At 75.4% G+C, this 23,291-nt stretch carries 21 protein-coding genes; 5 read left to right on the top strand and 16 right to left on the bottom strand.

Annotated features, from left to right (window positions below; translation table 11 throughout):
* Positions 1-138 precede the first annotated feature (138 nt).
* Both ACFLFB_RS06310 and ACFLFB_RS06305 read right to left on the bottom strand, forming a co-directional pair.
* Positions 139-786: a response regulator gene (locus ACFLFB_RS06310; protein WP_392544858.1), complete on the bottom strand. Its 648-nt coding sequence runs from the start codon at positions 784-786 to the stop codon at positions 139-141.
* Complete coding sequence (locus ACFLFB_RS06305; RefSeq protein WP_392544857.1) at positions 783-2,903, bottom strand: sensor histidine kinase; 2,121 nt, start codon at positions 2,901-2,903, stop codon at positions 783-785. The genes ACFLFB_RS06310 and ACFLFB_RS06305 overlap by 4 nt, the downstream gene beginning before the upstream one ends.
* A 182-nt stretch (positions 2,904-3,085) precedes the next feature.
* Here ACFLFB_RS06305 and ACFLFB_RS06300 point away from each other — a divergent pair, with 182 nt between their 5' ends.
* A complete protein-coding gene (locus tag ACFLFB_RS06300; RefSeq protein WP_392544856.1) occupies positions 3,086-3,793 on the top strand; it encodes a hypothetical protein in 708 nt (235 codons plus the stop codon).
* 90 nt (positions 3,794-3,883) lie between these two features.
* Here the strand turns inward: ACFLFB_RS06300 and ACFLFB_RS06295 are convergent, their stop codons facing one another.
* The 4 genes from ACFLFB_RS06295 to ACFLFB_RS06280 all read right to left on the bottom strand — a co-directional run bounded on the left by ACFLFB_RS06295 (position 3,884) and on the right by ACFLFB_RS06280 (position 7,214).
* A complete protein-coding gene (locus ACFLFB_RS06295; protein ID WP_392544855.1) occupies positions 3,884-5,038 on the bottom strand; it encodes an SIS domain-containing protein in 1,155 nt (384 codons plus the stop codon).
* A 20-nt stretch (positions 5,039-5,058) separates the two neighbouring features.
* On the bottom strand, positions 5,059-5,262 hold the full coding sequence (locus tag ACFLFB_RS06290; protein ID WP_392544854.1) for a Trm112 family protein: 204 nt from the start codon (positions 5,260-5,262) through the stop codon (positions 5,059-5,061).
* Positions 5,263-5,318: 56 nt separating this feature from the next.
* On the bottom strand, positions 5,319-6,764 hold the full coding sequence (locus tag ACFLFB_RS06285; RefSeq protein ID WP_392544853.1) for a phosphomannomutase/phosphoglucomutase: 1,446 nt from the start codon (positions 6,762-6,764) through the stop codon (positions 5,319-5,321).
* Positions 6,765-6,842: 78 nt separating this feature from the next.
* Positions 6,843-7,214 (bottom strand): DUF3499 domain-containing protein, encoded by a 372-nt coding sequence (locus ACFLFB_RS06280; protein WP_392544852.1) that lies wholly within the window; start codon positions 7,212-7,214, stop codon positions 6,843-6,845.
* A 182-nt stretch (positions 7,215-7,396) separates the two neighbouring features.
* Here ACFLFB_RS06280 and ACFLFB_RS06275 point away from each other — a divergent pair, with 182 nt between their 5' ends.
* Positions 7,397-7,741, top strand: coding sequence for a metallopeptidase family protein (locus ACFLFB_RS06275; RefSeq protein WP_392544851.1), 345 nt, complete (start codon positions 7,397-7,399; stop codon positions 7,739-7,741).
* A gap of 151 nt (positions 7,742-7,892) precedes the next feature.
* Here the strand turns inward: ACFLFB_RS06275 and ACFLFB_RS06270 are convergent, their stop codons facing one another.
* Genes ACFLFB_RS06270 through ACFLFB_RS06260 form a run of 3 tightly spaced genes read right to left on the bottom strand, consistent with a single transcriptional unit; the run spans position 7,893 to position 12,845 of the window.
* Entirely contained in the window at positions 7,893-9,395 is a 1,503-nt protein-coding gene (locus ACFLFB_RS06270; protein ID WP_392544850.1) for a DUF5719 family protein, read from the bottom strand.
* Complete coding sequence (locus ACFLFB_RS06265) at positions 9,392-12,532, bottom strand: glycosyltransferase (RefSeq protein ID WP_392544849.1); 3,141 nt, start codon at positions 12,530-12,532, stop codon at positions 9,392-9,394. Before ACFLFB_RS06265 ends, ACFLFB_RS06270 begins: the two co-directional genes overlap by 4 nt.
* Before the next feature lie 34 nt (positions 12,533-12,566).
* Positions 12,567-12,845: a WhiB family transcriptional regulator gene (locus ACFLFB_RS06260; RefSeq protein WP_392544848.1), complete on the bottom strand. Its 279-nt coding sequence runs from the start codon at positions 12,843-12,845 to the stop codon at positions 12,567-12,569.
* 218 nt (positions 12,846-13,063) lie between these two features.
* On the opposite strand from ACFLFB_RS06260, the gene cofD reads away from it, so the two are divergent.
* Positions 13,064-14,041 carry a 2-phospho-L-lactate transferase gene (gene cofD / locus ACFLFB_RS06255; RefSeq protein WP_392544847.1) on the top strand — a complete coding sequence of 326 codons (978 nt, stop codon included), beginning with the start codon at positions 13,064-13,066 and terminating at the stop codon, positions 14,039-14,041.
* On the top strand, positions 14,038-15,105 hold the full coding sequence (locus ACFLFB_RS06250) for a coenzyme F420-0:L-glutamate ligase (RefSeq protein WP_392544846.1): 1,068 nt from the start codon (positions 14,038-14,040) through the stop codon (positions 15,103-15,105). The genes cofD and ACFLFB_RS06250 overlap by 4 nt, the downstream gene beginning before the upstream one ends.
* Positions 15,106-15,234: 129 nt before the next feature.
* Here ACFLFB_RS06250 and ACFLFB_RS06245 read toward each other — a convergent pair whose 3' ends face one another.
* The 7 genes from ACFLFB_RS06245 to ACFLFB_RS06215 all read right to left on the bottom strand — a co-directional run bounded on the left by ACFLFB_RS06245 (position 15,235) and on the right by ACFLFB_RS06215 (position 22,724).
* Entirely contained in the window at positions 15,235-16,182 is a 948-nt protein-coding gene (locus ACFLFB_RS06245; protein ID WP_392544845.1) for a DNA-3-methyladenine glycosylase family protein, read from the bottom strand.
* A gap of 13 nt (positions 16,183-16,195) precedes the next feature.
* Positions 16,196-17,002 carry a methyltransferase domain-containing protein gene (locus tag ACFLFB_RS06240; RefSeq protein WP_392544844.1) on the bottom strand — a complete coding sequence of 269 codons (807 nt, stop codon included), beginning with the start codon at positions 17,000-17,002 and terminating at the stop codon, positions 16,196-16,198.
* A complete protein-coding gene (locus tag ACFLFB_RS06235; RefSeq protein ID WP_392544843.1) occupies positions 16,999-17,940 on the bottom strand; it encodes a lysylphosphatidylglycerol synthase domain-containing protein in 942 nt (313 codons plus the stop codon). Before ACFLFB_RS06235 ends, ACFLFB_RS06240 begins: the two co-directional genes overlap by 4 nt.
* Positions 17,937-19,835, bottom strand: coding sequence for a glycosyltransferase (locus tag ACFLFB_RS06230; RefSeq protein WP_392544842.1), 1,899 nt, complete (start codon positions 19,833-19,835; stop codon positions 17,937-17,939). The genes ACFLFB_RS06235 and ACFLFB_RS06230 overlap by 4 nt, the downstream gene beginning before the upstream one ends.
* Positions 19,828-20,967 carry a glycosyltransferase family 2 protein gene (locus tag ACFLFB_RS06225; protein WP_392544841.1) on the bottom strand — a complete coding sequence of 380 codons (1,140 nt, stop codon included), beginning with the start codon at positions 20,965-20,967 and terminating at the stop codon, positions 19,828-19,830. The genes ACFLFB_RS06230 and ACFLFB_RS06225 overlap by 8 nt, the downstream gene beginning before the upstream one ends.
* Before the next feature lie 88 nt (positions 20,968-21,055).
* Positions 21,056-22,063, bottom strand: a complete 1,008-nt coding sequence (locus ACFLFB_RS06220; RefSeq protein WP_392544840.1) for a DNA topoisomerase IB — start codon at positions 22,061-22,063, stop codon at positions 21,056-21,058.
* Positions 22,064-22,193: 130 nt separating this feature from the next.
* On the bottom strand, positions 22,194-22,724 hold the full coding sequence (locus ACFLFB_RS06215; RefSeq protein ID WP_392544839.1) for a PaaI family thioesterase: 531 nt from the start codon (positions 22,722-22,724) through the stop codon (positions 22,194-22,196).
* A gap of 55 nt (positions 22,725-22,779) precedes the next feature.
* Here ACFLFB_RS06215 and ACFLFB_RS06210 point away from each other — a divergent pair, with 55 nt between their 5' ends.
* On the top strand, positions 22,780-23,253 hold the full coding sequence (locus tag ACFLFB_RS06210) for a winged helix-turn-helix transcriptional regulator (protein ID WP_392544838.1): 474 nt from the start codon (positions 22,780-22,782) through the stop codon (positions 23,251-23,253).
* The last annotated feature ends 38 nt before the right edge of the window (positions 23,254-23,291 follow it).

Genomic DNA, 23,291 nt, shown 5'->3' with positions numbered 1-23,291 from the left:
GGCCGCCGTCATCGCGGCAGGGTGGCCCTGGATCTCGCCGCGCGTGAGCGCCGCGTAGCCCAGGGCCACGCCGACCGCCAGCGCCAGACCTCCGAAGGCCGCCGAGAGGAAGGTCCCGACCGCGCAGTCGGAGGGAGGTCAGCGACCGAGGCCGGCGTCGCGGGCGCGGATGACCGCCTCGGTGCGGTCGGCAGCCTGCAGCTTGCCGAGCACGGCGTGCACGTGGTTGCGCACCGTCTTCGGCGAGAGGTACAGCCGGGCGGCGATCTGCCCGTTGGTGAGGCCGCCGGCGACGAGGTCGAGGACCTCGCGCTCGCGCGCCGAGAGCTCGGGGAACGGCTCGGTGTCGGCGGCGCGGGGTCGGGCCATGAACTCGACCACCCGGGTCGCGAGCACGGCGCCGAAGACGACTCCCCCCGCCGCGACGGTCGTGATGGCGCGGACGATCTCGTCGGGTTCGGCCCCCTTGAGCAGGTAGCCGCGCGCCCCGGCCCGCACGGCGTCGAGGAGGGTGGCGTCCTCCTCCGACATGGTCAGGACGACGACGCCGGTCTCGGGGTGCGCGCCGATGATGCGCCGGGTGGCCTCGACGCCGTCCATGCCGGGCATCTGCACGTCCATGACGACGACCGCGGGGCGGTGCGCCTCCACGGCTGCCACGGCCTCCTCCCCCGACGACGCGGTCGCGAGCACCTCGACGTCGGGGATGCTCCCGAGCAGCGCCGCGAAGCCCTCCCGGAAGACGGGGTGGTCGTCGACGACGACGACCCGGATCGGCTCGGTCACGGCAGGGCCTCCTCGGGCGCCGGGTGGGACGTGGGGGTGGCATCGCCGGTGCGTTGCGCCCGCTGCGTCAGGGGGAACCGGGCCCGGATGCGGGTACCGCGGCCGTTCGACCCGACCTCGCACGTGCCGCCGAGCTCGGCGGCGCGCTCGCGCAACGAGACCAGGCCGACACCGGCCAGGGTGCCCGCGGGGATGCCGACGCCGTCGTCCTCGACGTCGAGGGTGAGGGTGTCGCCGCTGGCCGCGAGGCGGATGGTCGCGGTGTCGGCCGCGGCGTGGCGCCCGACGTTGGTCATCGCCTCGGCCGCGACACGGAACGCGGCGACCTCGACGGCGGCGGGCAGGGCGGCGAGGTCGCCGGTGGCGTGCACCGTGGTGGCGACGTCGGGGGCGACGAGCGCCGCCTGCTGCTCGAGGGCACGCAGGAGACCGACGTCGTCGAGGGCGGGCGGGCGCAGGCCGTGGACGAGGCGGCGGACCTCGGTGAGCATCTCGCCGACCTCGGTGCGGGCGGCGGCGAGCGCCGCGTCGGCGGCCGCGGCATCACGACCTGCCACGAGGCGGGCCATGTCGATGCGGGTGGCGACCGCCGCGAGCGCCGGGCCGAGCCCGTCGTGCAGGTCGCGGCGCAGGCGACGGCGCTCGTCCTCCACCGCGGTGACGAGGGCCTCGCGGCTGCGCTGCAGCTCGTCGGCGAGGCGGGCGGCCCGGGCGGCGGCCGCGGCCTGGCGCACGACGTCGGTGAGGAGGCGCTCGTCGGCGCGCCGCAGCCTCCCGGCGACGCCGCGCGCGGGCAGCAGGAGGTGGCCGACCACCTCACCGCGGTAGCTGACGGGAAGGCCGCGGGTCTCCTGTGGGCGGCTCCCGTGCTCGACGAGGAGGGTGCGCCCGTCACCCTGCGCGACCTCCACCCCGACCCACGGCGAGCGCACGGCGCGCGAGACGGCCCGCGCCACGGCGAGCAGCTCGGCCTCGGACCCGCGGGAGTCCTCGAGGCCACGGGCCAGCCCGGCGACGACGTCGTACGGGTCCTGGCCCGCGCCCATCCGGCGTCGGACGGCTCGGGTCAGCCTCTCCCGCAGCGGGAGCCACAGGCAGACCGCGACGACCACGGCGAGGACGAGGACCTCCCGCTGGGCCGCGCGCTCCCCCAGCGCCCAGGACGTGACCCCGAGCACGGCGAGGTCGAGGAGGACCGTGACGACCACGGGCACCGCGGCCACCACGGTGTTCCCGAGGAGCCGGTCGACGTCGAAGCGCTCGGGGTCGACGGCGGCCAGCGCCACCGCCGCCGAGGTGACGGCCACCGCGGCGGTGAGGCCGACCGTGGCCGCCGCGGGCAGGACGCTGACCGTGAGCATGACGAGGACGTCGACGGCGGCCGCCCACAGCAGCCAGCGCAGCTGGGCCCGGGTGCGGCCCGTGGCACGGCGGTGTCGGCCGACGACGACCACCAGCGCCGGGACCAGGCTCACCGGGATCATCAGGTAGGCGACCCGAAGGAGCACCGACCACAGGCCGTCGGGCAGCGGCAGGGTGACCGGGTCGAGGTCGATGCGGGTGAGCGGCTCGGGGAGGGCACCGGACCCGGACGCTTCCTGGGCGATACGGGAGGGCACCGTGAGGAGGAGGACGGACAGGAGGCCGCTCATCGCGACCGCGAGGCCGGCCGCCCAGCCGAGCCGACCGCGCGGCCACCGCCCGTCCGGGAAGAGGACGAGAACCATCGGCAGCGCGAGGAGCAGCCCGGCGCCGAGGCGCTGGAAGAGGGTGAAGGCGGTCGTGGCGCCGGGCAGGGCCGGGTCGGACAGGGTGGAGTACCCGAGCCACGCGGCGGCGAGGCCGTCGACCGCCCACCAGAGGCCAAAGCCGCCGAGGACGGCGCCGACCCTGTTGCCCGGCCGGCGGGCCAGGACGACGACCCCCGCCACGACCATCGACAGGCCGGCGGGGCCCGTGACCCAGCCGGGGTCCAGCGCGAGCAGCGCACGGTGGGCGGCCGGGACGCGCCAGTCGACGAGCAGGGTGGCGACGACGACGGCCAGGGTCGCGACCAGCAGCACGCGACCGGCGGCAGGGAGCCTCGCGGGCGTCGCGGGCGCGGTGTCGTCGGTCACGGGGGCAAGCCTGCCGCAGCGGGCGTCCCGGTGTCTGTGGGTCCGGTGTCCCGACCCGGGTGGGACACCGGAACGGGACGCACGACGTGACACCGGGCCCTGACGCCGTGGGACGCCGGGCCGGGAACGTTGCCGTCAGTCGCGGTGGACCCCCACCGCCCAGCTCCGAGAGGAACACCACCGTGAACCGCACCACCGTCTCCCCCGTCCAGGCCCGCACCGACGTCGCGTCGCCGGCCCCCGCCGTCGAGCCCGCTGCGGCGACCGTCGGGGCCTCGGCCCAGGCGTCCGCCGGGACCGCCGTCGGGGCCGACGCCGACCTCGTCCGCGCCGTCCGTCGCCGGGGCCTGGGCCTGGCCGCGGGCGCCGCCATCTGGGCCGGCTCGATCTTCACCGTCGGGTCCAACCCCGACACCGTCGTCGGCATCACCATCAGCGACCTGGGCGCCCTCCCGTTCCAGGCCGGCGTCATGGGCCTGCTCGGCGCGATGTCCCTGACCGGGGCCGTCGGTCGCGGCAGGGGCGCCAGGGTCGTCATCGGCATCGAGCGGGTGCTGCTGTCGCTCGCGATGCTCTGGACCGTCCTCCACGGCGCGTTCCCCGCGTTCCGCGACGCCACCTGGCTCGCCGTGCTCGACGCCTTCTGGCCGCTGTCGATGCTCGGCATGTTCGTCATCGGCATCAAGGTCGCGGTCGGTGGGCGCTGGCGCGGCCTGGCCCGGGTCTGGCCGCTCGTCGCCGAGAGCTGGGCCGTGGTCACCGTCCCGAGCTTCCTGCTCCTCGGTGCTCCCTACAGCGACTGGATCGGCGGCGGGCACCTGCTCCTGGGCTACACCGTTCTCGGGCTCATCCTGGCCCGCCGCACGGCGCTGGTGCTGCCGCGCACCTGAGGCTGCGGCACCGCACCCTCTCCATCCCGCCGTGAGTGCGGAAACGGTCGCTCCCGCAACCGTTTCCGCACTCACGGCGGGTTTTGTGCGTCAGCCGGTGCGGTCGCGGAGCTCCCTGACGTGGCGCGAGACCGACGGGTCGAGGCCGAGGCCGAGCGCGAGGTAGGTGGCCGCGAAGTCGGTGAGGGCGACGAGCGAGGCGAGCCGCTCGATCGGCTCGCCGGGGCGCGCTGCGCACTCCTGGACGACCGCACCCGCCTCCCGCGCCGAAGCCACCACGGCGTCGGCGAGGCCGGCAGCGGCCGGGTCGAGACCGGGGTCGCGCAGCACGAGCAGGCCGAGCCGCGGCGCGGCCGGGCCGTCGAGGAAGGGGTCGGCGAAGATGTCGTCGCCCTGCCGGGTGCCACCGCTCGGCGTACCGGAGCCGAACGGCCCGTCCAGCGTGGCGACCACCTGCGAGGCGGCGTCCGGCAGTGCCCCGTGCGTGGCGGGAACCCGGGCCGTGCGCGAGAGCATGGAGGCGGCGCGGCAGGCGGCCACGCCGGTGAGCGGTCCGTCACCGAGGACGACGGGCACCGTCTCCCCCAGCCCGACGGCGATGACCTTGGCAGGGTTGACGAACGCGTCCGACGACGGTCGACACTCCTCCGCGACCTGGTCGAGGAGGTCGGCGACCCGCTCGAGCGTGGCGGTGGGGACGTGCGCCAGGCCCATGGCGTCGGCGGCGATCAGCACCGGGGTGAGCATCCCCCACAGGGCCGTGCGTGACGAGGGAGTAGGGAGCGCGACGTCGACGTGTACGCCGCGGGCGCGGGCGCTGACGTCGGCCAGGGGCGAGTCGGCCGCACCGACGGTGAGGAGCGAGGCACCACGGCGCGCGGCCTCGGCGGCCAGGGCCAGCGGGCCGGCCGCGCGGCCCGACTGCGAGACGGCGATGACGAGGTCGAGCGGCCCGACCCAGCCGGGCAGCGGGGCGTCGCGCCGGGTGAGGACGGGGACGGGCGAGCCGGGCTCGGCGAGGAGGTCGAGGACGTCGCAGACGAGGGAGGACCCGCCGAGCGCCGCCACGAGGACGCTGCGCGGGCGCTCGCCCCCGGAGACGCGCTCGATGCCCGCCTCCTGCGCGGAGACGAGGGCGCGGCGCACCTGGGCGCCGGCCGAGGCCAGCGACCGCAGCGAGTCGCGGCTGTCGAGGGTGCGGAGCGCGTCGGCGTCGTCGAGGCGGTTCTCGTCGACCCAGGGCATCTGGTGATCCTCGCGTCGGCCTAGGCCGGGCGGCGGGCCTCGTCGACGAGGAGGACCGGGACGCCGTCGTCGATCCGGTAGGCCAGGCCGCACTCGGCGTTGGTGCACACGAGCTCGGGGCCCTGCTCGCCAGTGGCGTCACGCAGCTCACCGCGACAGGCGGGGCAGCGCAGGATCTCGCGCAGCCACGGCTCGATCGGCGACGTCGGGGCCTGCTCGCTCATCGGGTCCTCAGGGTGTGTCGGGGGCGTGTCGGGCGCTGTCGATCCTCCCACACGGCTCAGGCACGGACGATGGCGAGGACCTCGTCGCGGACCCGCTCCATGGTGGCGGTGTCGGCGGCCTCGACGTTGAGCCGCAGAAGCGGCTCGGTGTTGGAGGCGCGCAGGTTGAGCCACCACATCGGGTCGGCCGCGGTGCCGTCCCCGGCGTGGACGAGCGTGAGGCCGTCGAGCTCGTCGGTCTCCACGTCGCGCTCCTGCGCCCAGGCGCGGACCTCCTCGGTGGCGGCGGCCGCGTCGGTGACGGTGGAGTTGATCTCCCCCGACGCCTGGTACCGATGGAGGTCGGCCATCACGGTGCTGAGCGGGGCGTCCTGCTGCCCCAGCGCCGCGAGGACGTGCATCGCCGCCAGCATCCCGGTGTCGGCGAACCAGAAGTCGCGGAAGTAGTAGTGCGCACTGTGCTCGCCGCCGAACACCGCACCGTGGCGCGCCATCTCGGCCTTGATGAAGGAGTGCCCCACCCGCGTGCGGACCGCGCGGGCCCCAGTCTCGGCGATGACCTCGGGGACCTGGGCGGAGGTGATGACGTTGTGCACCACGGCGACGTCGGCGGCATCGGCACCCTCGGCGACGGCGCGGGCGACCTCGCGGCGGGCGATGAGGGCGGTGATCGCGCTGGGGCTCACCGGGTTGCCGCGCTCGTCGACGACGAAGCAGCGGTCGGCGTCACCGTCGAAGGCCAGGCCGAGGTCGGCTCCGTGCTGCGGGACGGCGGCCTGGAGGTCGACGAGGTTCTTCGGGTCGAGCGGGTTGGCCTCGTGGTTGGGGAAGGTGCCGTCGAGCTCGAAGTACAGCGGGACGATGTCGAGGGGCAGCTCGGCCAGGCCCGCGCCGGTGCCGAGCACGGCGGGGACGGTGTACCCGCCCATCCCGTTGCCGGCATCGACGACGACCTTGAGCGGGCGGATGGCCGAGAGGTCGACGAGGCCGCGCAGGAAGGCGGCGTAGTCGGCGAGGAGGTCGCGCTCGGCCTGGGCGCCGACGGTCGCGGCGGGAGCGGGAGTGGCGCCCGCGTCGTCATCGAGGAGCTGCTCGGCGCGGGTGCGGATGTCGGCGAGGCCGCTGTCCTGGCCCACGGGCCGGGCGCCGGAGCGGCAGAGCTTGATGCCGTTGTACTGCGCGGGGTTGTGGCTCGCGGTGAACATCGCGCCGGGGAGGTCGAGGGCGCCGCTGGCGTAGTAGAGGCCGTCGGTGCTGGCGAGGCCGACGAGGGTGACGTCGGCGCCGCGGCCGCGCACGCCCTCGGCGAAGGCCTGGGCCAGCTCGGGGCCGGAGGCGCGCATGTCGTGCGCGATGACGCAGCCGGGGGCTCCGTCGGCCAGCACGACGACCTCGGCGAAGGCGACGCCCAGGGCGTGGGCGACGCGGGGGTTGAGCTGGTCGGGCACGGTGCCGCGGACGTCGTAGGCCTTGACGAGCGCGCTGAGGGAGGTGGCGGTCACGTCAGGTGAGCCTACGTGAACCGGCGGTACGTCCCCGGGGTGCCCGGAGGGGGTGTGGCCGAACGGGTGAGGGCCCGTTCAGCCCTCGGCGCTGCCCCGCAGGACGCGCAGGTGGCCGCGGCGGACCTCGCCGGCGACGACGGTGGGGCCCTGCTCGACCGGTTCGGGCGCGGGGCGGGGGCGCCCGGCCTCGCGGACGGCGTCGGCGAGGGCCAGGAGGTCGTCGCCGGAGGGCTGCGGGTCGGGGAAATCGGTGGCCAGGCGCACGACGTCCCAGCCGCGCGGCGCCGTGAGGCGGGTGGCGTGCTGGGAGCAGAGGTCGTAGGTGTGCGGCTCGGCGTACGTGGCCAGCGGGCCGAGGACGGCTGCCCGGTCGGAGTAGACGTACGTCAAGGTGGCCACCGCGGGCTGGCGGCACGCCGTCTTGGAACATCTCCGGGACAGGTTCACTCCGCAGACTCTAGGCGGCACCTCCGACGGCCGCCCGCAGGCACGCCGAGGCGACCGGCGCGCGGGCGCCGACCGGTGCTCCGGCGGCGGGGTCGTAGCATGCGCACGTGCACCAGGGTCGACGTCGCGAGCGCCACGGCAGGGGGTTCCGGGGGCCGCTGGCCTGGCCCACCGTGCCCGCCATGGAGACGCGCCGCCAACGGTTCGACGACCTCGTCCTCGACGCCGCCGACCGGGTCCGCCCGCACCTGGGAACCCGCTACGCCGAGCTGGAGTTCGCCGTGGAGGAGGTCCCGCCGGTCGACCCCGCTCCGTGGGAGGAGCAGTCGGCGCCGTTGGGGCGGTTGCTGCGCGGCACGACCTCGAGGCCGCACCGGGTCGTGGTCTACCGCCGCCCGGTCGAGCTGCGCGCCCAGGACGACCAGGAGCTGTCCGACATCGTGCGCGAGGTGGTCACCGAGCAGGTGGCCGCGCTGCTCGGCGTGCCGCCGCACGAGATCGACCCGGGCATCGACCCCGACCTCTGACCGGCCGGAGCCCATCCATCCGGTCGAGGTGAAAGACGACCACGTCGGCATCGGACATCATCTCGACGCGTGCGACGCTGCGGTGGGTCGAGGTGAAATGCGACCATCAGGGTTTGGTTTCACCTCGAACCACGGTGTGGCGCAGGGTGGTTCAGGGCAGGGGGAAGGCGCGGCTCACCGGTGAGGAGACCGCACTGTCCTCCAGCGGCATCGACGACAGCAGGCGGGTCGCCCCGGTGCCGGAGGACGACACCACCGCGCCGCGCAGCTCACCGCTCCCGGAGGTCTTGCGCACCCAGACCGAGCTCGCGCCCGCGAGGTCGACGGCGGTCATCCGCTCGCTGAGGAGCGACACGACCCGGGTGGCGGCGGTGCCGTCGACGACCGTGGTGACCTCGGCCGTCGAGCTGCCGTCGGTGGAGACGAGCTGGAGGCTGCGCCCGACGCCGGCGGTGGGCGGGAGCGCGGCCCCGCCGGTGGCGGGGAGTGCGGGTGCCGAGGTGGTCCAGGCGAGCTCGCCGGGGGCCTTGCCGTCGCCGACGCGGGTGAGCACGGAGCCGACGACCGGGACGTCGGAGCGCAGCACCACCGTGTAGGTCCCCTCGGGGAGCCCGGCGAGCGGGAGCTCGGCCACCGCGCCGGCGTCGACGCTGACGACGCTCTCCCCGGGCAGCTCGACGAACCCCGAGCGCCCGATGACGTCGACGCGCACGACCGCGCCCTGCTCGCCGGGGGCGGCGACGCGCAGGGTGGCGGGGCCGGTGTCGACGATCGTTCCGGGCAGCACCTGGGTCGTCGACGGCGCGGCGGCGGCGGTCGTGGTGTCGGCGCCGAGGGCGGTGCTGCCGGTGATCCACGTGTCGGTGAGCGTGGCGTGCAGGCCGGCGCCGTCGGTGCTCACGTGGACGGCGGGGGTCTCCTCGCTGCCGTACCGGGCGTCGAGGAGGACCGTGGCGCGGCCTCCGGGGGCCACGGTCTGGTTGACGGGGTCGCCGAGGAGGCCCCGTGCCCCGTGGACCTCGACCTCGGCCGTCACCGGGTTGGCACCGGGGTTGGTGAGGACGAGGCGCTCCTGGCGGCCGGGTCCGGCCCCGCCGGCGAGGAGCCACTGGTCGGTGGCGCCCGTGCCGCAGGGGACGCTGACGAGGCCGCGCAGGTCCTTGGTGTCGAGGGTCCACTCCTGCGTGGCGGCGACGGCCGGGGCCAGTGCGGCGCTCCCCGTGACGCGGGCCGGGCCCTTCGCGGGAAGCGGCTTCGTGGCGGTGGCCGGGCGGGTGTCGAGGGAGAGCAGCTCGCCGCCGTCGGCGGTGACGTCGAGCGACCCCTGGGACGGCGGGGTGGCGGGCAGCAGGTCGGCGGGCCCGGAGGCGGCGGTGACGGTGGCCGGGACCGCGACGTCGGGGACGCCGTCGATGCCCGACAGCTCGGCGCCCGAGCAGACCTGGTTCACGCGGGTGGTGAGCGCGGTGGCGGTCACTGGCGCCTCGTCCTCCCCCACGGCCGCGGCGAGGTCGAGGCCGAACGACTGGGTGGTGGCCACGTGGACGAGCGCGGCGGCGGCGCCAGCGACGACGGCGACGCGGGCCACGCCGGCCCAGTTGACGGCGCGGACGGCGGCCGTGGTGCGGGCCCCGGCCCGGCGCAAGGCGCTCATCGCGACCCCACCCGGGACTCGCGCCGGCCGAACGGCACGGCGAGGAAGGCCAGCGCGAGGACGGCGGCGACCTGCCCGAGGTGCCACCAGCGCAGCGGGTCGGTGACGGTGATGGTGAGGACTCCGGGTCCGGCGGGGAGGGCGTAGGTGGGGGTGCGCGTGCCGTCCGCGGGCTGCAGCACGACACCGTCGACGGCCACGGTGGCCTGCGCGGCCCACCCGGTGGGCTCGGCGACGACGAGGCGGCTGTCGGCGGGGACGTCGAGGGTCGTCGTGGTGCCCGCGTGGTCGCCGGTGGTCTCGACGAGGCGCGCTCCGGTGGGCGTCTCCATCCGCAGCCGGGGCGGGGCGACGAGGCTGTCGCCGCCCTCGACCGAGGCGGGGCTGACCCGCCACATCTCCCAGCCCTGGCGGGCGGTGACGCGCTGGAGGCCGGCGGTGGCGTCGAGGCGCGTGGTGACCTCGGGGACCATGCCCGCGCGCACGGCGAGCAGGTCGGTTGCGGTGTCGGAGAACAGCTCTGGCCCCGCCGAGGCGTCACCGAGCACGGCGCTGACCCGCTCGGCGACCGAGCCGTCGGCCTCGGCGACGGACGGCAGCGGTCGCACGAGCGTGGAGCCCTCACGGCCCACGAAGCGGTACCCGGAGCCGCGGTCGCCGGGGGTGACGAACAGCGCCCGGGTGGCGAACGCGCCCGAGGCCTGCTCCACGGACACGGCCGGCCGCGGGTCGCGCCACGGCGCGAGGTCGGTGCCCAGGGTGGCGGCCACCACGGCACCGGCCCCCGTGGCCACGGCGAGGACGACGAGGGAGACGGCGGTCCACCGGGCGGCCAGCGAGGTGCGTGCGCCGAACGAGGCCGGGGCGCCGGCGGTGGGCGGGCGCAGCCGGACGCCGTCGAGGCCCCGGGCCACGAGCAGCACGAGGACGAGCGCGAACGGCAGCAGCAGGGTGCCCGACCACAGCGTGATGGGGTCGCCCGCTCCCTCGAGACCGGTGGGGACGGTGCCCAGGCGCACCGAGGGAGCCACGAGGGCGAGCGCGAGGAACGCGGGGGCGAGGAGGGCGAGGGCGGTGGTGGCCGACCCCCAGGCGCGCCCGCGCCCGAAGGCGAGGAGGGCGGCGGCGAGGAGGGGCACGGCCGTCCAGACGAACGGCGTGCCGGCGCCACCGGTCTGGAGGAGCGCGAGCTGCCACGCCTCGGGGGTGGCACCGCCCCACTGGGCCAGGCCGACCCCGGCGACGAGCACCGGCCACGAGGCCTCGGCCGAGCGGACCAGCCACGGCCCGAGGACCGCCACCGGGATGACGGCCACGGCCAGGGCGTGCAGGCGCACCCCGCGGCGCACCAGGGCGAGCACGAGCGCGAGGACCACGACGACCGCGAGCAGCACCGGCGCGAACGCCCCCAGGAGGACCCCGGCGAGGGCGGTGGCGAAGGCGCTGGTGGCCGTGGAGCGGCGCGTGCCGATGAGCCAGAGCCCGGCGGCCAGCGCGGGCAGGAGGACGAGGGCGACGACCGCGCCGAGCCGGCCCTGCGCCACCGAGGCCGCGGCGACCCCGGTGGTGGCCCACGCGACGGCGCCGAGGGTGCGCACCGCCCGCGAACGCACCATGACGCGCAGGGAGAGGTAGGCGCTCACGGCGGCGAGCGGCATCCCGAGCAGGACGAGGAGGGCGACGACGAACCCGGCCGGCGACGTGGGGCTCGGCAGCAGCGGCAGGTGGTCGGCGAGCCAGGCGGGCAGCGCGAGGAGCGGCGCGGCCGGGCCCACCGGGTCGGGTCCGCCGAGGCCGGTGCCGGTCCAGCCGTCGGTCCAGGCCGACCAGAGGGTGCCCGCGTCGGCCCGGGTGCCGACGAGCTCGCCGCCGGCCAGGCCCGAGCCCATCCCGGTGACGACGCCGAGGCCGAGCGAGCGCGCCGCGAGGCCCGCCACGACGGCCGCGACGGCCGTGGCGATGACACCCGGGTGCCGCACGACGTTGACCAGCCACGAGCGGGGGTTGAGGTCGTTGGCCTCGTTCCCGATGGGCGGGGCGGGCGGCACGAGGGCGTCGTGGACGGCATCGCCCCAGCTGGTGAGGACGGCGCGGCGGGGCTCGAACAGCGCCTGCAGGTCACGGCGGGCGACGGCACGGCGGTGGCGGGTGCGCCATCGGGTGGCGGCGCCCCGGAAGGGGTCGAGGGAGGACAGCGAGGACAGCTCGGCCCAGGCGGCGCGCGGCCGCTTGAGCAGGAGCAGCCCGACCGCGGCGACGACCGAGGTGAGGGCGATCCACGCGGCCAGCGCCGGTGCGGCCCACCAGGAGGCGCGGGTGAGGGCGACCCGGCGCGCACCACGGCGGCGACCGGGGGTGGAGGCGGTGGCCGGGGCGACGCCCGGCTCGCTGCGGACCCGCGCGGTGGGGGCGACGACGACGCGGCGGCCGGTGTCCTGGGCGCGCCAGCCGAGGTCGAGGTCGGCGCCGAGGTCGCCGAACGAGGTCTCCCAGCCGCGCAGCTCGGTGAGCAGGTCCCGCTCGACGAGCGAACCGGCGAAGGGCACGGCGAGGGCGTCGCCGTCGCGGTCGTGCTGGCCCTGGTCGGGGCGGCCCGGGACCGGCTTGGCGAGGAGGCGCCCTCCGCGCGTGACGTGGATCGACAGTGCCCGCAGCAGGTGGGGGTCGTCGGCATCGACGTGCTTGGGGCCGACGATGCCGGTGGAGGCCGAGCGCCGCCACGTGTCGACGAGGGTGACGAGGGCGGCCGGTTCCGGGGTGGCGCCGACGGGCAGGAACCACGCGAGGGTCGTGGGGTCACCCTCGTGGGCGGCCAGGGCGCGGTGGGCCGCGGCGCGTACCGAGGTGCGGTGGGGCGTCTCGATCACGGTGACGTCGACGGCGTGGCCGTTGCGGGCGGCCTCGACGACGTCGGTGACGTCAGGGGCGGCGCTGCCGTCGCGACGCGGGAGGGTGAGCCCGCCCGTGCGGTCGAGGACGAGGACCTCGGTGGGCAGGAGGGTCTGGGCGAACAGGGCCGTGAGGAGCTCGTGGAGGCCGTCGGGGTCACGGCGGGTGATGACGACCGCGGTGACCGTCGGCTCGGACCCGACCGGGGAGGTCGGGGCACCAGTGGGGCGTGCGGGAGCCAGAGTCATGCGGCCGGTCGGCGGATCGGGGCGAGGCCCCGCGTCACACCGCGCGCTTCTTCAGCTTGCGGCGCTCCCGCTCGGACAGACCGCCCCAGATCCCGAAGCGCTCGTCGTTGGACAGCGCGTACTCCAGGCACTCGGAGCGGACCTCGCACCCGACGCAGACCTTCTTGGCCTCGCGGGTGGACCCACCCTTCTCCGGGAAGAACGCCTCGGGATCGGTCTGCGCGCAGAGCGAACGCTCCTGCCAGGAGAGCGCACCCTCCTCCTCGCCGACCTCACCGTCGAGCATCCCGTCGATCACAAAGAGCTCGTGCATGGTTCCCTCCTCGACCCTCGACCCAAGTGCTCCGGCCGGGTTCCTCCGGAGTACATGCATGGAATTACACGCGTGTCATGCCACCTGAGTCAAGCCGGTTGGTGATATCGGCGAAACTCATAGCCGAACGACCGGCGTGTCCTCCCGACGCGCCCGAGGGAACGGCCCCCGCGGAGACGGGTTCGCGGCCCCCCGCGAGGGGCTGCGAGACTGCATCCATGCACATCACGGCCCTCGCCGGAGGGGTGGGTGGCGCGCGGTTCCTCCGCGGTCTGCGCCACCACCTCGACACCACGCCCGGCCTCGAGGACAGCACCCTCACGGTCATCGCGAACACGGGCGACGACATCACCCTGTTCGGCCTGCGGGTCTGTCCCGACGTCGACACGCTGCTCTACACCCTGGGCGGGGGCATCCACGAGGGACAGGGCTGGGGCCGCGCCGAGGAGAGCCACCGGGTGCAGGCCGAGCTGGCCGCGTACGGCGCCGAGCCGCAGTGGTTCGCGCTGGGCGACCTCGACGTCGGCACGCACGTCGTGCGCTCGCAGTGGCTCGGGCAGGGGGCGTCGTTGTCTGAGGTCACGGCCCGCCTCGCCGCGCGCTGGGGTCTGCCGGAGCAGGGCATCGAGCTGCTGCCGATGACGGACACCCCCGTGGAGACGCACGTGGTGGTCGACGACGGTGCCGACGGCGAGCGGGCGATCCACTTCCAGGAGTGGTGGGTCCGGCACCAGGCGTCGCTGCCGGCGCGGCGGTTCGTCGTGGCGGGGCTCGACCGCGCCGCGGCCGCGCCGGGCGTGCTCGACGCCATCCGCCGGGCCGACGTCGTGCTGCTGCCCCCGAGCAACCCGGTCGTGTCGATCGGCATCATCCTCGGGGTGCCCGGCGTGCGGGACGCGCTGCGCGGCACCTCGGCACCCGTGGTGGGCATCTCGCCCCTGATCTCCGGGCGCCCGGTGCGCGGGCACGCTGACGCCTGCCTGGCCGCCATCGGGGTCGAGGCGACGGCGGCGGCCGTGGGCGGGCTGTACGCCGACTTCCTCGACGGCTGGCTCGTCGACCCCGACGACGCCGACACCACCCTGCGCAGCGCCCGCGTCGAGGTGTTCGACGGGCCGCTGCTGATGTCCGACGTGCCGGCCACCGCCCGGATCGCCGAGCACGCGCTGCGCCTGGCGGCCACGGTGCCCGCGTGAGCGGAGCCGTTCCCGTCACGGTGGTGCCGGTGGTCGGCGTCGGCGAGGTGGAGGCCGGCGACGACCTGGCCGAGGTGCTGTCGTCCGCGCTGGTGGCCGCCGGGACGCCGCTGGAGGCCGGCGACTGCCTCGTCGTGTCGAGCAAGGTGGTCTCCAAGGCCCTGGGTCTCACGTGGGACGGAGCGCGGGAGGCCGCGGTGGACGCGGCCACGGTGCGCGTCGTGGCGGAGCGGGTCGGCGAGGGCGGCGGGCTGACGCGCGTCGTCGAGGCCGTGGCCGGTCCGGTGATGGCCGCGGCGGGGGTCGACGCGTCGAACACGGGTCCCTCGGGCGCCGTCCTGCTCCTGCCCTCCGACCCCGATGGCGAGGCGGTGGCGCTGCGGTCGGCGCTCCTCTCGCGGCTGGGGCTGCCGGACTCCGCGGCGCTCGGGGTGGTGCTGAGCGACACCGCGGGGCGGGCTTGGCGGGCCGGGCAGACCGACTTCGCTCTGGGGTCGGCCGGGGTCGCCGTGCTCGACGACCTGCGCGGTGGTGTCGACCACGACGGTCGGCCGCTCGCCGTGACGGCGCGGGCCCTGGCCGACGAGGTGGCCGCGGCCGCCGACCTGGTCAAGGGCAAGGCCGACGGGGTGCCGGCGGCCGTGGTGCGCGGGCTCGACGCCGGGTGGTTCGCCCCGTCGGCGGACGGGGCGCGCACGCTCGTGCGGACGGGGCCGGGCGACTGGTTCGCCCTGGGGTCGGTCGAGGCCGTGCGGGGGGCCCTGGGCGCCGCTCCGGGCTCCGCTGAGGCGCTGGAGGTCGGGGTGCGGTCGGTGCGCCCGGACGAGCCGCTCGCGGCACGGGTCGGCCGGGTCGTGGCCCTGGCGCTGCTCGACGTGCCCGACGGCTCGGTGGACGTCGGGGTCGACGAGGCAGCCGGTGCCGCCGAGGTCACCCTGGGCGCCGACGACCCCTACGACCTGGGTCGCCTCGTCGCCCGCCTCGAGGTGGCCGCGGCCTCCGAGTCCCTGACCGCCACCGTGACCGGCCGCGCCCCCACCTCGGTCACCCTCGCCCTCACCTGACCGACGCCGGGTCGAGGTGAGATCCGACCCGGAGAGCGTCGCTCATCACCTCGACCCGGGCCGGGTGTCGCCCGTTCGAGGTGATGTTCGACCGGGAGAAGGTCGGATCTCACCTCGACCCGGCGGTCGTCAGGAGCGGCGAGTGGGGAGGTGCGTGGGAAGGGACATGCGCGGGCCCCGGCGGGGGCGGTGGTGGCCGTCGAGCTCGAGGAGGCGCTGCACCCGGTAGCGGTGGCCGGCCCACGGCTCGAGGAGCTCGGCGAGGGCGTCGTCGTCCTGCGGGGTCCCGGTCAGGGCCCAGGTCATGTCCTTGGCCACGTGGTAGTCGCCGAAGCTCACCTCGTCGGGGAGGCCGAGGGCGCGCTGGGCCACCTCGGCCCAGGTCCAGCGCCCGACGCCGGGCAGTGCGGTGAGGCGGCGGCGGGCGTCCTCCGCCGGCATGCCCGCACACTCCTCGATGCGACCGGCGTGCCCCACGGCGCGCACGATGGTCCGGGATCGGGCCGGGTCGACCCCCGCTCGCAGCCACTCCCACGACGGGACGGCAGCCCACTCACGCGGGGTCGGCGGCACGACGAGGCCGAGCCCCTCCCCCGGTCCCGGTGCGGGAGAACCGAACCGGCGCACCAGCATCCGGTACCCGGCGAACGCCTCCTTGCCCGTCACCTTCTGCTCGATGACCGACGCCACGAGTGCCTGGACGACCAGACCAGACCTCGGCACGCGCCATCCGGGCCGGCGGCGCCAGGACTCGGCGACGAGCGGATGACGGGGCTCGAACCCGTCGAGGTCGTCGGCCTCCCCCAGCAGCGCCGGGACCTGCTCGAGCATCCAGGCGGCTCCCGGCCCCCACGCCGTCGCGGTCACGGTCTCCGACACCGGAGCCGGCACCTCCAGCTGCAGGGTCACCGGTCCGTCGGGAGTGCGCCACGCGAACCACCAGCCACCGTCGTCGCGGCGGCTCGTGGGGTCGCCACCACCGCGGCGGAAGATCCCGACGACCGCGCCGAGGGGCACCGGTCGCGACGCGTGCACCACCCGCTGCGAGCCCGCGGCTGCCGCGCCACTGGTGGTCATCCGGCCCGCGCCCTCAGCCGACGTGGCGGGGCGCCACGCGCAGTGCCGGACCGCCCGGCCGTGCCGCGCCCTTGAACGCCGCCCACACGTAGGTCGGGACGGCGGGAAGCGCTGCGGCGAGGGCCTTCTCGGGCACCTTGGCCGCCCACGCGGGCACGTTGTCGTCGGCCGAGAACGCCCCCGGGTCGGCAAGGACGGGCAGCGTGTAGTCCCACACGTCGAACGCCGCGAAGAGGCGGCGCAGCCCGGCCGGCGTGTAGTAGTGCTCGTAGTACTGATCGCCCTTGCGGGTGAGGCGCATGTACCGGTCGGCGGCGCGCTGGGGCAGCCACGACAGGAACGGCAGCCGGTGGTGCGGCTCGATGACCTGCCACCGGTGGCCGATGCCGAGATAGAGGACCCCGCCCGGGCGCAGGACCCGGTGGATGTCGGCGACGACGGCCTCGGGGTCGACGACGTGCTCGTAGATGTGGTTGAGGACGGCGACGTCGACCGAGTCGTCCTCGAACGGCAGGTCCTCGCCACGGGCCAGGCGGAAGTCGACCCGGTCGCCGAACCGGGCGCGGGCCTTCTCGAGCCCGGGCTCGTCGATGTCGACCCCGCTCGTCGTGGCGCCGGCCAGGGCGAGCTCGTCGGCGATGAAGCCGGCCGAGCACCCGACGTCGACCGCCGTCAGCCCGGACAGCGACTCGACCCCCAGGGCGTGCTGCACGACGGCGACGATCTTGGCCGCCTTCTTCCGGCGCCCCTCCTCGTCGAGCATCTTGGCCATCAGCTCGGAGTAGGCGAGCTGCTCCTCGCGGCCGCGGTCGTCGCTCACGTGCTCGATCCTAGGAGGTGGTGCCGACGACCCCACGCCCAGCCGGAGCCGGCGACGACGAGGTCGGCCAGCACCGCGAGGAACCGGGCCACCACGACGACTGCCGTGGCGGCCGAGAGCGGCATCAGGGTGACGAGCAGCAGGGCGAGCAGGCCGTCGCGAACTCCGACCCCCGCCGGGACGAGGATGCTGAACATCCCTGCGGCAGAGGCGAGGGCGAACCCGCCGATGGTCGTGACGAGCAGCGGACCGAGCGCGATGTCGGGCGCCAGCGCCAGCGACAGCACGAGGACCCCTCCCCCGGCGCACACCCAGGCCAGCACGAACCACGCCGCCGTGAGCGCCACCGCCCGCCCGGACAGCTCGTGCTCGAGCGGCTCGCGCCGCAGCAGGGTGAGCCCGCGCGCGATGACGGTGTTGAGCAGGCGCGGCCACAGCAGCACCCCGCCGAGGACGACGGCCAACGCGACCCACCACCACGAGAACGCCTCGCCCGAGCGGTCGAGCAGGCGCGGCACCGCCGGGATGCCCATGAGGCTCCCGGTGAGCACGCCGAGCCCGATCGAGAGCAGGCCCACCACGGCCATCCGGCGCCGCGGCACCTTGAGCCGCGCCCCCATCTCGGCCTGGGCGAGGACGGTCCACACCGAGCCGGGCACGTACTTGCCCAGCTGCCCGACGAGGAAGACGCTCGCCGCCGGCCCGGCCGGGAGGCGGGTGCCGAGGTCGGCGAGGAGGACACGCCATCCCATGAGCGTGGCGACCGGTGCCGCCGCGGTCAGGAGGAACGCCGCGACGAGCGCGCCCGCACTCATCCGACCCAGCTCGACCGACACCGCGGACCAGTTGCGCCACAACGCGATTCCGACACCGACGAGGATGACGACGAGCAGCCCGATCCGCACGGCGTTGAGGACGCGCCCGCTGGGCACGGTCACCGCCGCCGGAAGGTCAGCCGCAGGACGGCGTAGGCCGGCGCGTCGCCGCCCGCGGCGTCGAGGCGCGCGTGCCGCATCCGGTCGAGGACGTCACCGTCGACGTCGCCCACGAGCTTGAGGCCGAGGTCGTCGGCCCGCGCGAGGATGCCGCGCACCCCCGCGGGGTGGACCGCGAAGTCGGGGTCGTCGTCGCCGATCGGCAGCGTGATGACGAGCAGGCCCCCGGAGCGCAGCGCCCACGACGCCTGACCCACCGCGTGGTCGACGTCGGAGGCCGTGCACCCACCGGGATGCAGCCGGGTGATGACGTCGAGGCTCGCGGTGTCGACGTCGAGGACCTCGACCGCGGCGCGGCGCCCCGTCAGCTCGAGCTCGACCGGGGCGAACCCGACGGCGCGGGCCCACCGACCGAACGGGCTGGACGTGCCCGACTCGTCGACGATGACCGACGAGCGGTGGCCGTCGTCGCGGATGCGGAGGATGGCGGCCAGCGCCCCGAGCGCCGACCAGGCGGCGACGGGCTCGCCCGGCCGCGGCAGCCCGAGCGCGCGGGCGACCTCCACGGCGTCGACGGCATCGGCGTCCAGAGCGAGGACGTCGGTGGCGCGGACCCGCTCGGGGATGTCGGTGGGGCCGATCTCGACCACCGGCCCGCGGCGGGCGCGCAGGCCCGCGACCACGGCCTTGGCCCGGCCCACCGGGGACAGCGGCAGCGGCGGCGGGTCGTCGTGGTCGGAGGCGGGCGGGGCGGCGAGCGCCTCGATCCCGCCGACGTAGTGCGCCCACGGCCCGGAGAGGTCGGGCTCACGCACCTCGGCCCGCAGCCGCTCGGTGGTGCCTGGCTCGACGAGCCGGCGCAGCGCCGCGACGAGCGCCTCCCGGTCCGACGGAGGCACCAGCAGGCCGTCGACGCCGTCGCGCACCTGCTCGGGGAAGGTCCCCACCGCGGAGGCGAGGACGGGCAGGCCGTGGTGGCGCGCCATCAGGGCGTTCTGCGAGGCCGTGGCGGTGCGGTAGGTGAGGGCGAAGACGTCGTGGCGCGCCATCAGCCCGGCGATGCGGTCGGCCGGGACGTAGCCGCCGTGCACCTCGACGCGTCCCTCGAGGCGCGGGTCGGCGGCGAGCTCGCGCACGCGCCGCCCGGCCTCGCCCCACAGCTCACCGGCCACGGTGAGCCGGACGCCGGGGACGTCGCGCATCGCATCGACGAGGAGGTCGACGCCCTTGTAGTCGCGCACGATGCCGAGCGACAGGAGCCGCACGTCGGCGTCGCCGGACGCCCGCTCCGGGCGGGGCTCGGGCTCGCCCCCGGGGAGGTGCGGCGGGAGGTCGAGCTCCTTGACCCGCGTGGCGCCGAGCTCGGCGGCGATGCCGGCCTGCTCGTCGGAGTGGACGACGACGGCGTCGACCCGCTCGAGGAAGGCGCGCATCAGCTGCCGGTCGCCGGGGTGCCCCTCGTGCGGCAGGACGTTGTGGGCGATGACGACCGTGCGCGGCCCGCGGCCGGTCGTGCTCGTCTTCCCGACCCCGGCGGCGCGCAGCAGCGCCAGGTGCGCGGGCACGACGGCCGGGATGACGTGGACGACGACGATGACGTCGACGTCGCGCAGCCGGCGGCCGGAGCGCACCCACGTGTCGGGACGGGCCCAGGACAGCACGCGCAGGGTGCGCGGGAACGGCTCGACGTCGGGAGCGCCGCCAGGCACGGCCTGCTCCCCCGGGTAGAGCGCCGCCGGGTAGAGGTGGCTCCACGACACGAGCGTGACGTCGTGGCCGGCGTCCTCGAGCTCGTGCGCGAGCGCGGTCGTGTGGGCCGCGACGCCGCCCTTGAACGGGTGGGTCGGACCGACGATCGCGATGGAGAGCTGGGCGCCGGACGTCACGGCGTCAGACACCGTCGCGGGACCGGACGACGAGGTCGGAGAGCAGCGCGAGCGAGGCGATCATCATCCCGGCGACGACGAGGAGCACCGTGTTCGCCGGGAAGTAGAACGGGTGGCGGACCATGTCGATGACCGCCTTGACGAAGCCGATGACGATCATCCACAGCGCCGGCGGCATGAGCACCTTGAGCGGGTCGAAGTACATGACCATGCGCAGCACCTGGAGGATGTACCGGTACGCGTCGTTGACGAAGTGGAACTTGCTCACGCCGGCGCGCTTCGCGTACGAGGTGTCGACGTACTTGATGTCGTGCTGGTTGGACAGGAACGCGATGGTGATCGTCGTGACGCACGAGAACCCGGCGGGCAGCAGCCGCAGGTAGGGCAGCGACACCTCGCGGCGGAACGCGCGCAGGCCCGAGTTGAGGTCGGGGATGCGGCTCTTGGTCAGCCACTCGGCGATCTTGCGGATGAGCCACTTCGCGGGGACGCGGGCCCACTTGTGGGTGCCCTCCTCGGTGGTGCGGGCGCCGACGACCTGGTCGTAGGAGGCGTCGTCGCGCAGGATCCGCACGAGGTCGGGGATCTTCTCGTTCTCGTAGGTCATGTCGGCGTCGGTCCACACGACGATCTCGCCGCGGGCCTGCTGGGTGCCGATGCGGCGGGCCGTGCCCGAGCCGCCGTTGCGGCGGAACGGCAGGATCCGCAGGTGCGGGTAGGTCTGCTGGGCGTGGCGCAGGACGTCGAGGGTGTCGTCGGTGCTCGCGTCGTCGATGCAGAGCAGCTCGTAGGTGAGCTCGCTGGCCTGCATCGTGGCGGAGATGCGGTCGATCTCCTTGAGGACGTGCGCGCCCTCGTTGAAGCAGGGCAGGACGATGGTCACGTAGGGCGCCGGGTCGCTGCCACCGGGGGCGTCCTCGATGGGGTACGCCGGGTGGCCGGTGCGGGTGGGGGCCGGCGTGCGCTCGACGGCGTCCCCGCTCGACCCGAGCGCGAGGCGCGGCAGGACGTTCGTGACGGCGGGGTCGTCGCCGCGACCCGCGCGCTCGCCCTTGCGGACGTCCATCTTCTCGGTGGGCGCGGAGTGGAGTGCGTCGTGGTCGTCGCCGGGGCCCTGCGGCGCGGCGGAAGGCTGCTCGTTCATCGCCTGCGAGCCTACCGGCGCGCGGGCCCCTCCCCCGCCGCCGCGCACGTCGGGGACGCGGTCGGGTGCTCCGTGGCCGAGGGGCGGCTCAGTCGGCCCCGTCGATGAGCCGCGCCACGGCCTTCTCGATGGCGGCCTGGCGCTTGGAGTCGTCGCGGTACGTCTTCGCGAGGGTCCCGGCGATGGTCACGCCGTCCTCGTACTGCTCGATGACCCGCGGGTCGACGTAGGACTTGCGGGCGATGGTGGGGGTGTTGCCGAGGTAGGCCGACACCTCCTCGACCGCGGCCTTGACCGCGCGCCGGCGGGAGGCGGCCGTGTCGCCCTTCTCGGGGGTCTCGGCCAGGGCGACCGCGGCGAGGACGGTGGCGTGCCACGTGCGGAAGTCCTTGGCGGTGAGGTCCTCGGCCACGAGCTGGGCGATGTAGGAGTTCACCGCCGTGGCCTGCAGGTCGGCCCACTTCGCCTCGCCCCGGTAGGCGAGGAGTCGGGTCGAGCCGCCGCGGCGCTTCCTCATCAGGTTGAGGGAGTCGATGACCTGCTCGTCGCTGATGGTGATCGAGTGCTCGATGCCCGACTTGCCGACGAAGGAGAACACGAGGTCGCTGCCCTGCCGGCGGACGTGGCGGCGCTCGAGGGTGGTGAGGCCGAACGAGCCGTTGGCGTCGGTGTAGGCGTCGCTGCCGATGCGGAAGTAGCCGAGGTCGAGCAGTCGGGTCGCCGTGGCGGCGGCGCGGGCCAGCGGCATCCCCTCGGCGCGCAGGTCGTCGATCATCCGCTCGCGGGCCTTGGCCAGGCGGGTGCCGGCGACCTTGACCCGGTCGAACTTCAGCTCGTCGCGCTTGGTGCGCCAGTCGGGGTGGTAGAGGTACTGGCGACGGCCGGCGTCGTCGGTGCCGACGGCCTGGATGTGGCCGTTCTCGTGGGGACAGATCCACACGTCCTTCCACGCCGGAGGGATGGCGAGGGCCTTGATCCGCTCGACCGACTCCCTGGGCAGGGCGTCACCACCCGCGTCGCGGTAGGTGAAGCCCTTTCCCGCCCGGCGCCGCGTCCAGCCCACCGACCGCGGAGACACCCGCCGCAACCTCGCCATGCCCGGACCCTACCCACGCGGGGCTCCCGCAACCGCGCAGGTCAGCGATGGTTCGACAATCGCCCCCTTGCTACCGCGAGTGCGGACGTGGCTGCCCCAGCGACCGTTTCCGCACTCGCGGCGAAAGGGGTCAGGCGGTGGGGGCGGCGAAGATCATGCAGCTGCTCGTGGCGTGGGCGACGAGCCTGCCGGCCTCGTCGGACAGGCGGGCCTCGGCGAGCGCGGTGCGACGGCCGCGCTGGATGACGACGCCCTCGCAGGTCAGCAGGCCCGAGCCGACGGTCACCGGACGCAGGAACTTCACCGTGAGGTCGAGGGAGGTGTAGGTCTCCCCCACCGCGAGGGTCGAGTGCACGGCGCACCCGGCGGCGGTGTCGAGGAGCATCGAGATGACGCCGCCATGGACCGTGCCGAGCGGGTTGTAGTGGAACTCGGCCGCCGGCATCTCCACCTCGATGCGTCCGCGCTCGGGCCGGAAACCGGTGACGCCGAGGGTGTCCATGATCGGCGGGGGCGGCATCTCGCCCTCGACCATGGCCGTGAGCTGGCCCAGGCCGTCGAGCGAGGACAGGCGGCGCAGGTCGCCCTGGCCGGGCCGCGCCCACGTGAAGGTGCGCGTCCGCGTCGCGAAGGGGCTCGGGTCGGGCTGGGTCTGCGTCATGGACCGAGCATCGCTGCTCTTGGCTGAGTCTGTCAACTGGACCTAGCATGGGCCCATGTCCGCGCCCGCCGCCCTGGCCTACTCGACCGACAACTGCACGATCGGTCGGGCGATGGAGGTGCTCGGCGAGCGGTGGACCTTCGTCGTGCTGCGCGAGGTGTTCAACGGCATCCGGCGCTTCGACGACATGCGGCGCCACACCGGCATCCCCCGCCAGGTGCTCACCAACAGGCTGGCCGTCCTCGTCGAGCAGGACGTCCTGCGTCGCGAGGCCTACCGGGAGCCGGGCCAGCGGGAGCGCCACGAGTACCGGCTCACCGAGAAGGGCTTCGCGCTCTTCCCCGTGATGGTCGCGATCGCCGCGTGGGGCGACCGCTACCTCGCCGACCCCGACGGCCCGCCCATCGAGTTCGTCCACCGTGACTGCGGCTCACCGGTGGAGGCACGCGTGCGGTGCGCTGCCGGCCACGAGGTCGACGAGCCGCGGCACATCCTCGGCCGCCCCGGCCCGGGGGTCCGCCCGGCCTGACCACCCGTTTGGTGGCGGAGGGGGCGTGTGGAAGCGTG

This window comes from Oryzobacter telluris (genome assembly GCF_043099285.1).
In the GTDB taxonomy this organism is placed as follows: domain Bacteria; phylum Actinomycetota; class Actinomycetes; order Actinomycetales; family Dermatophilaceae; genus Oryzobacter; species Oryzobacter telluris.
The sequence above is the reverse complement of the archived record's forward strand: the minus strand, read 5'-3'. Positions and strand labels throughout refer to the sequence as shown.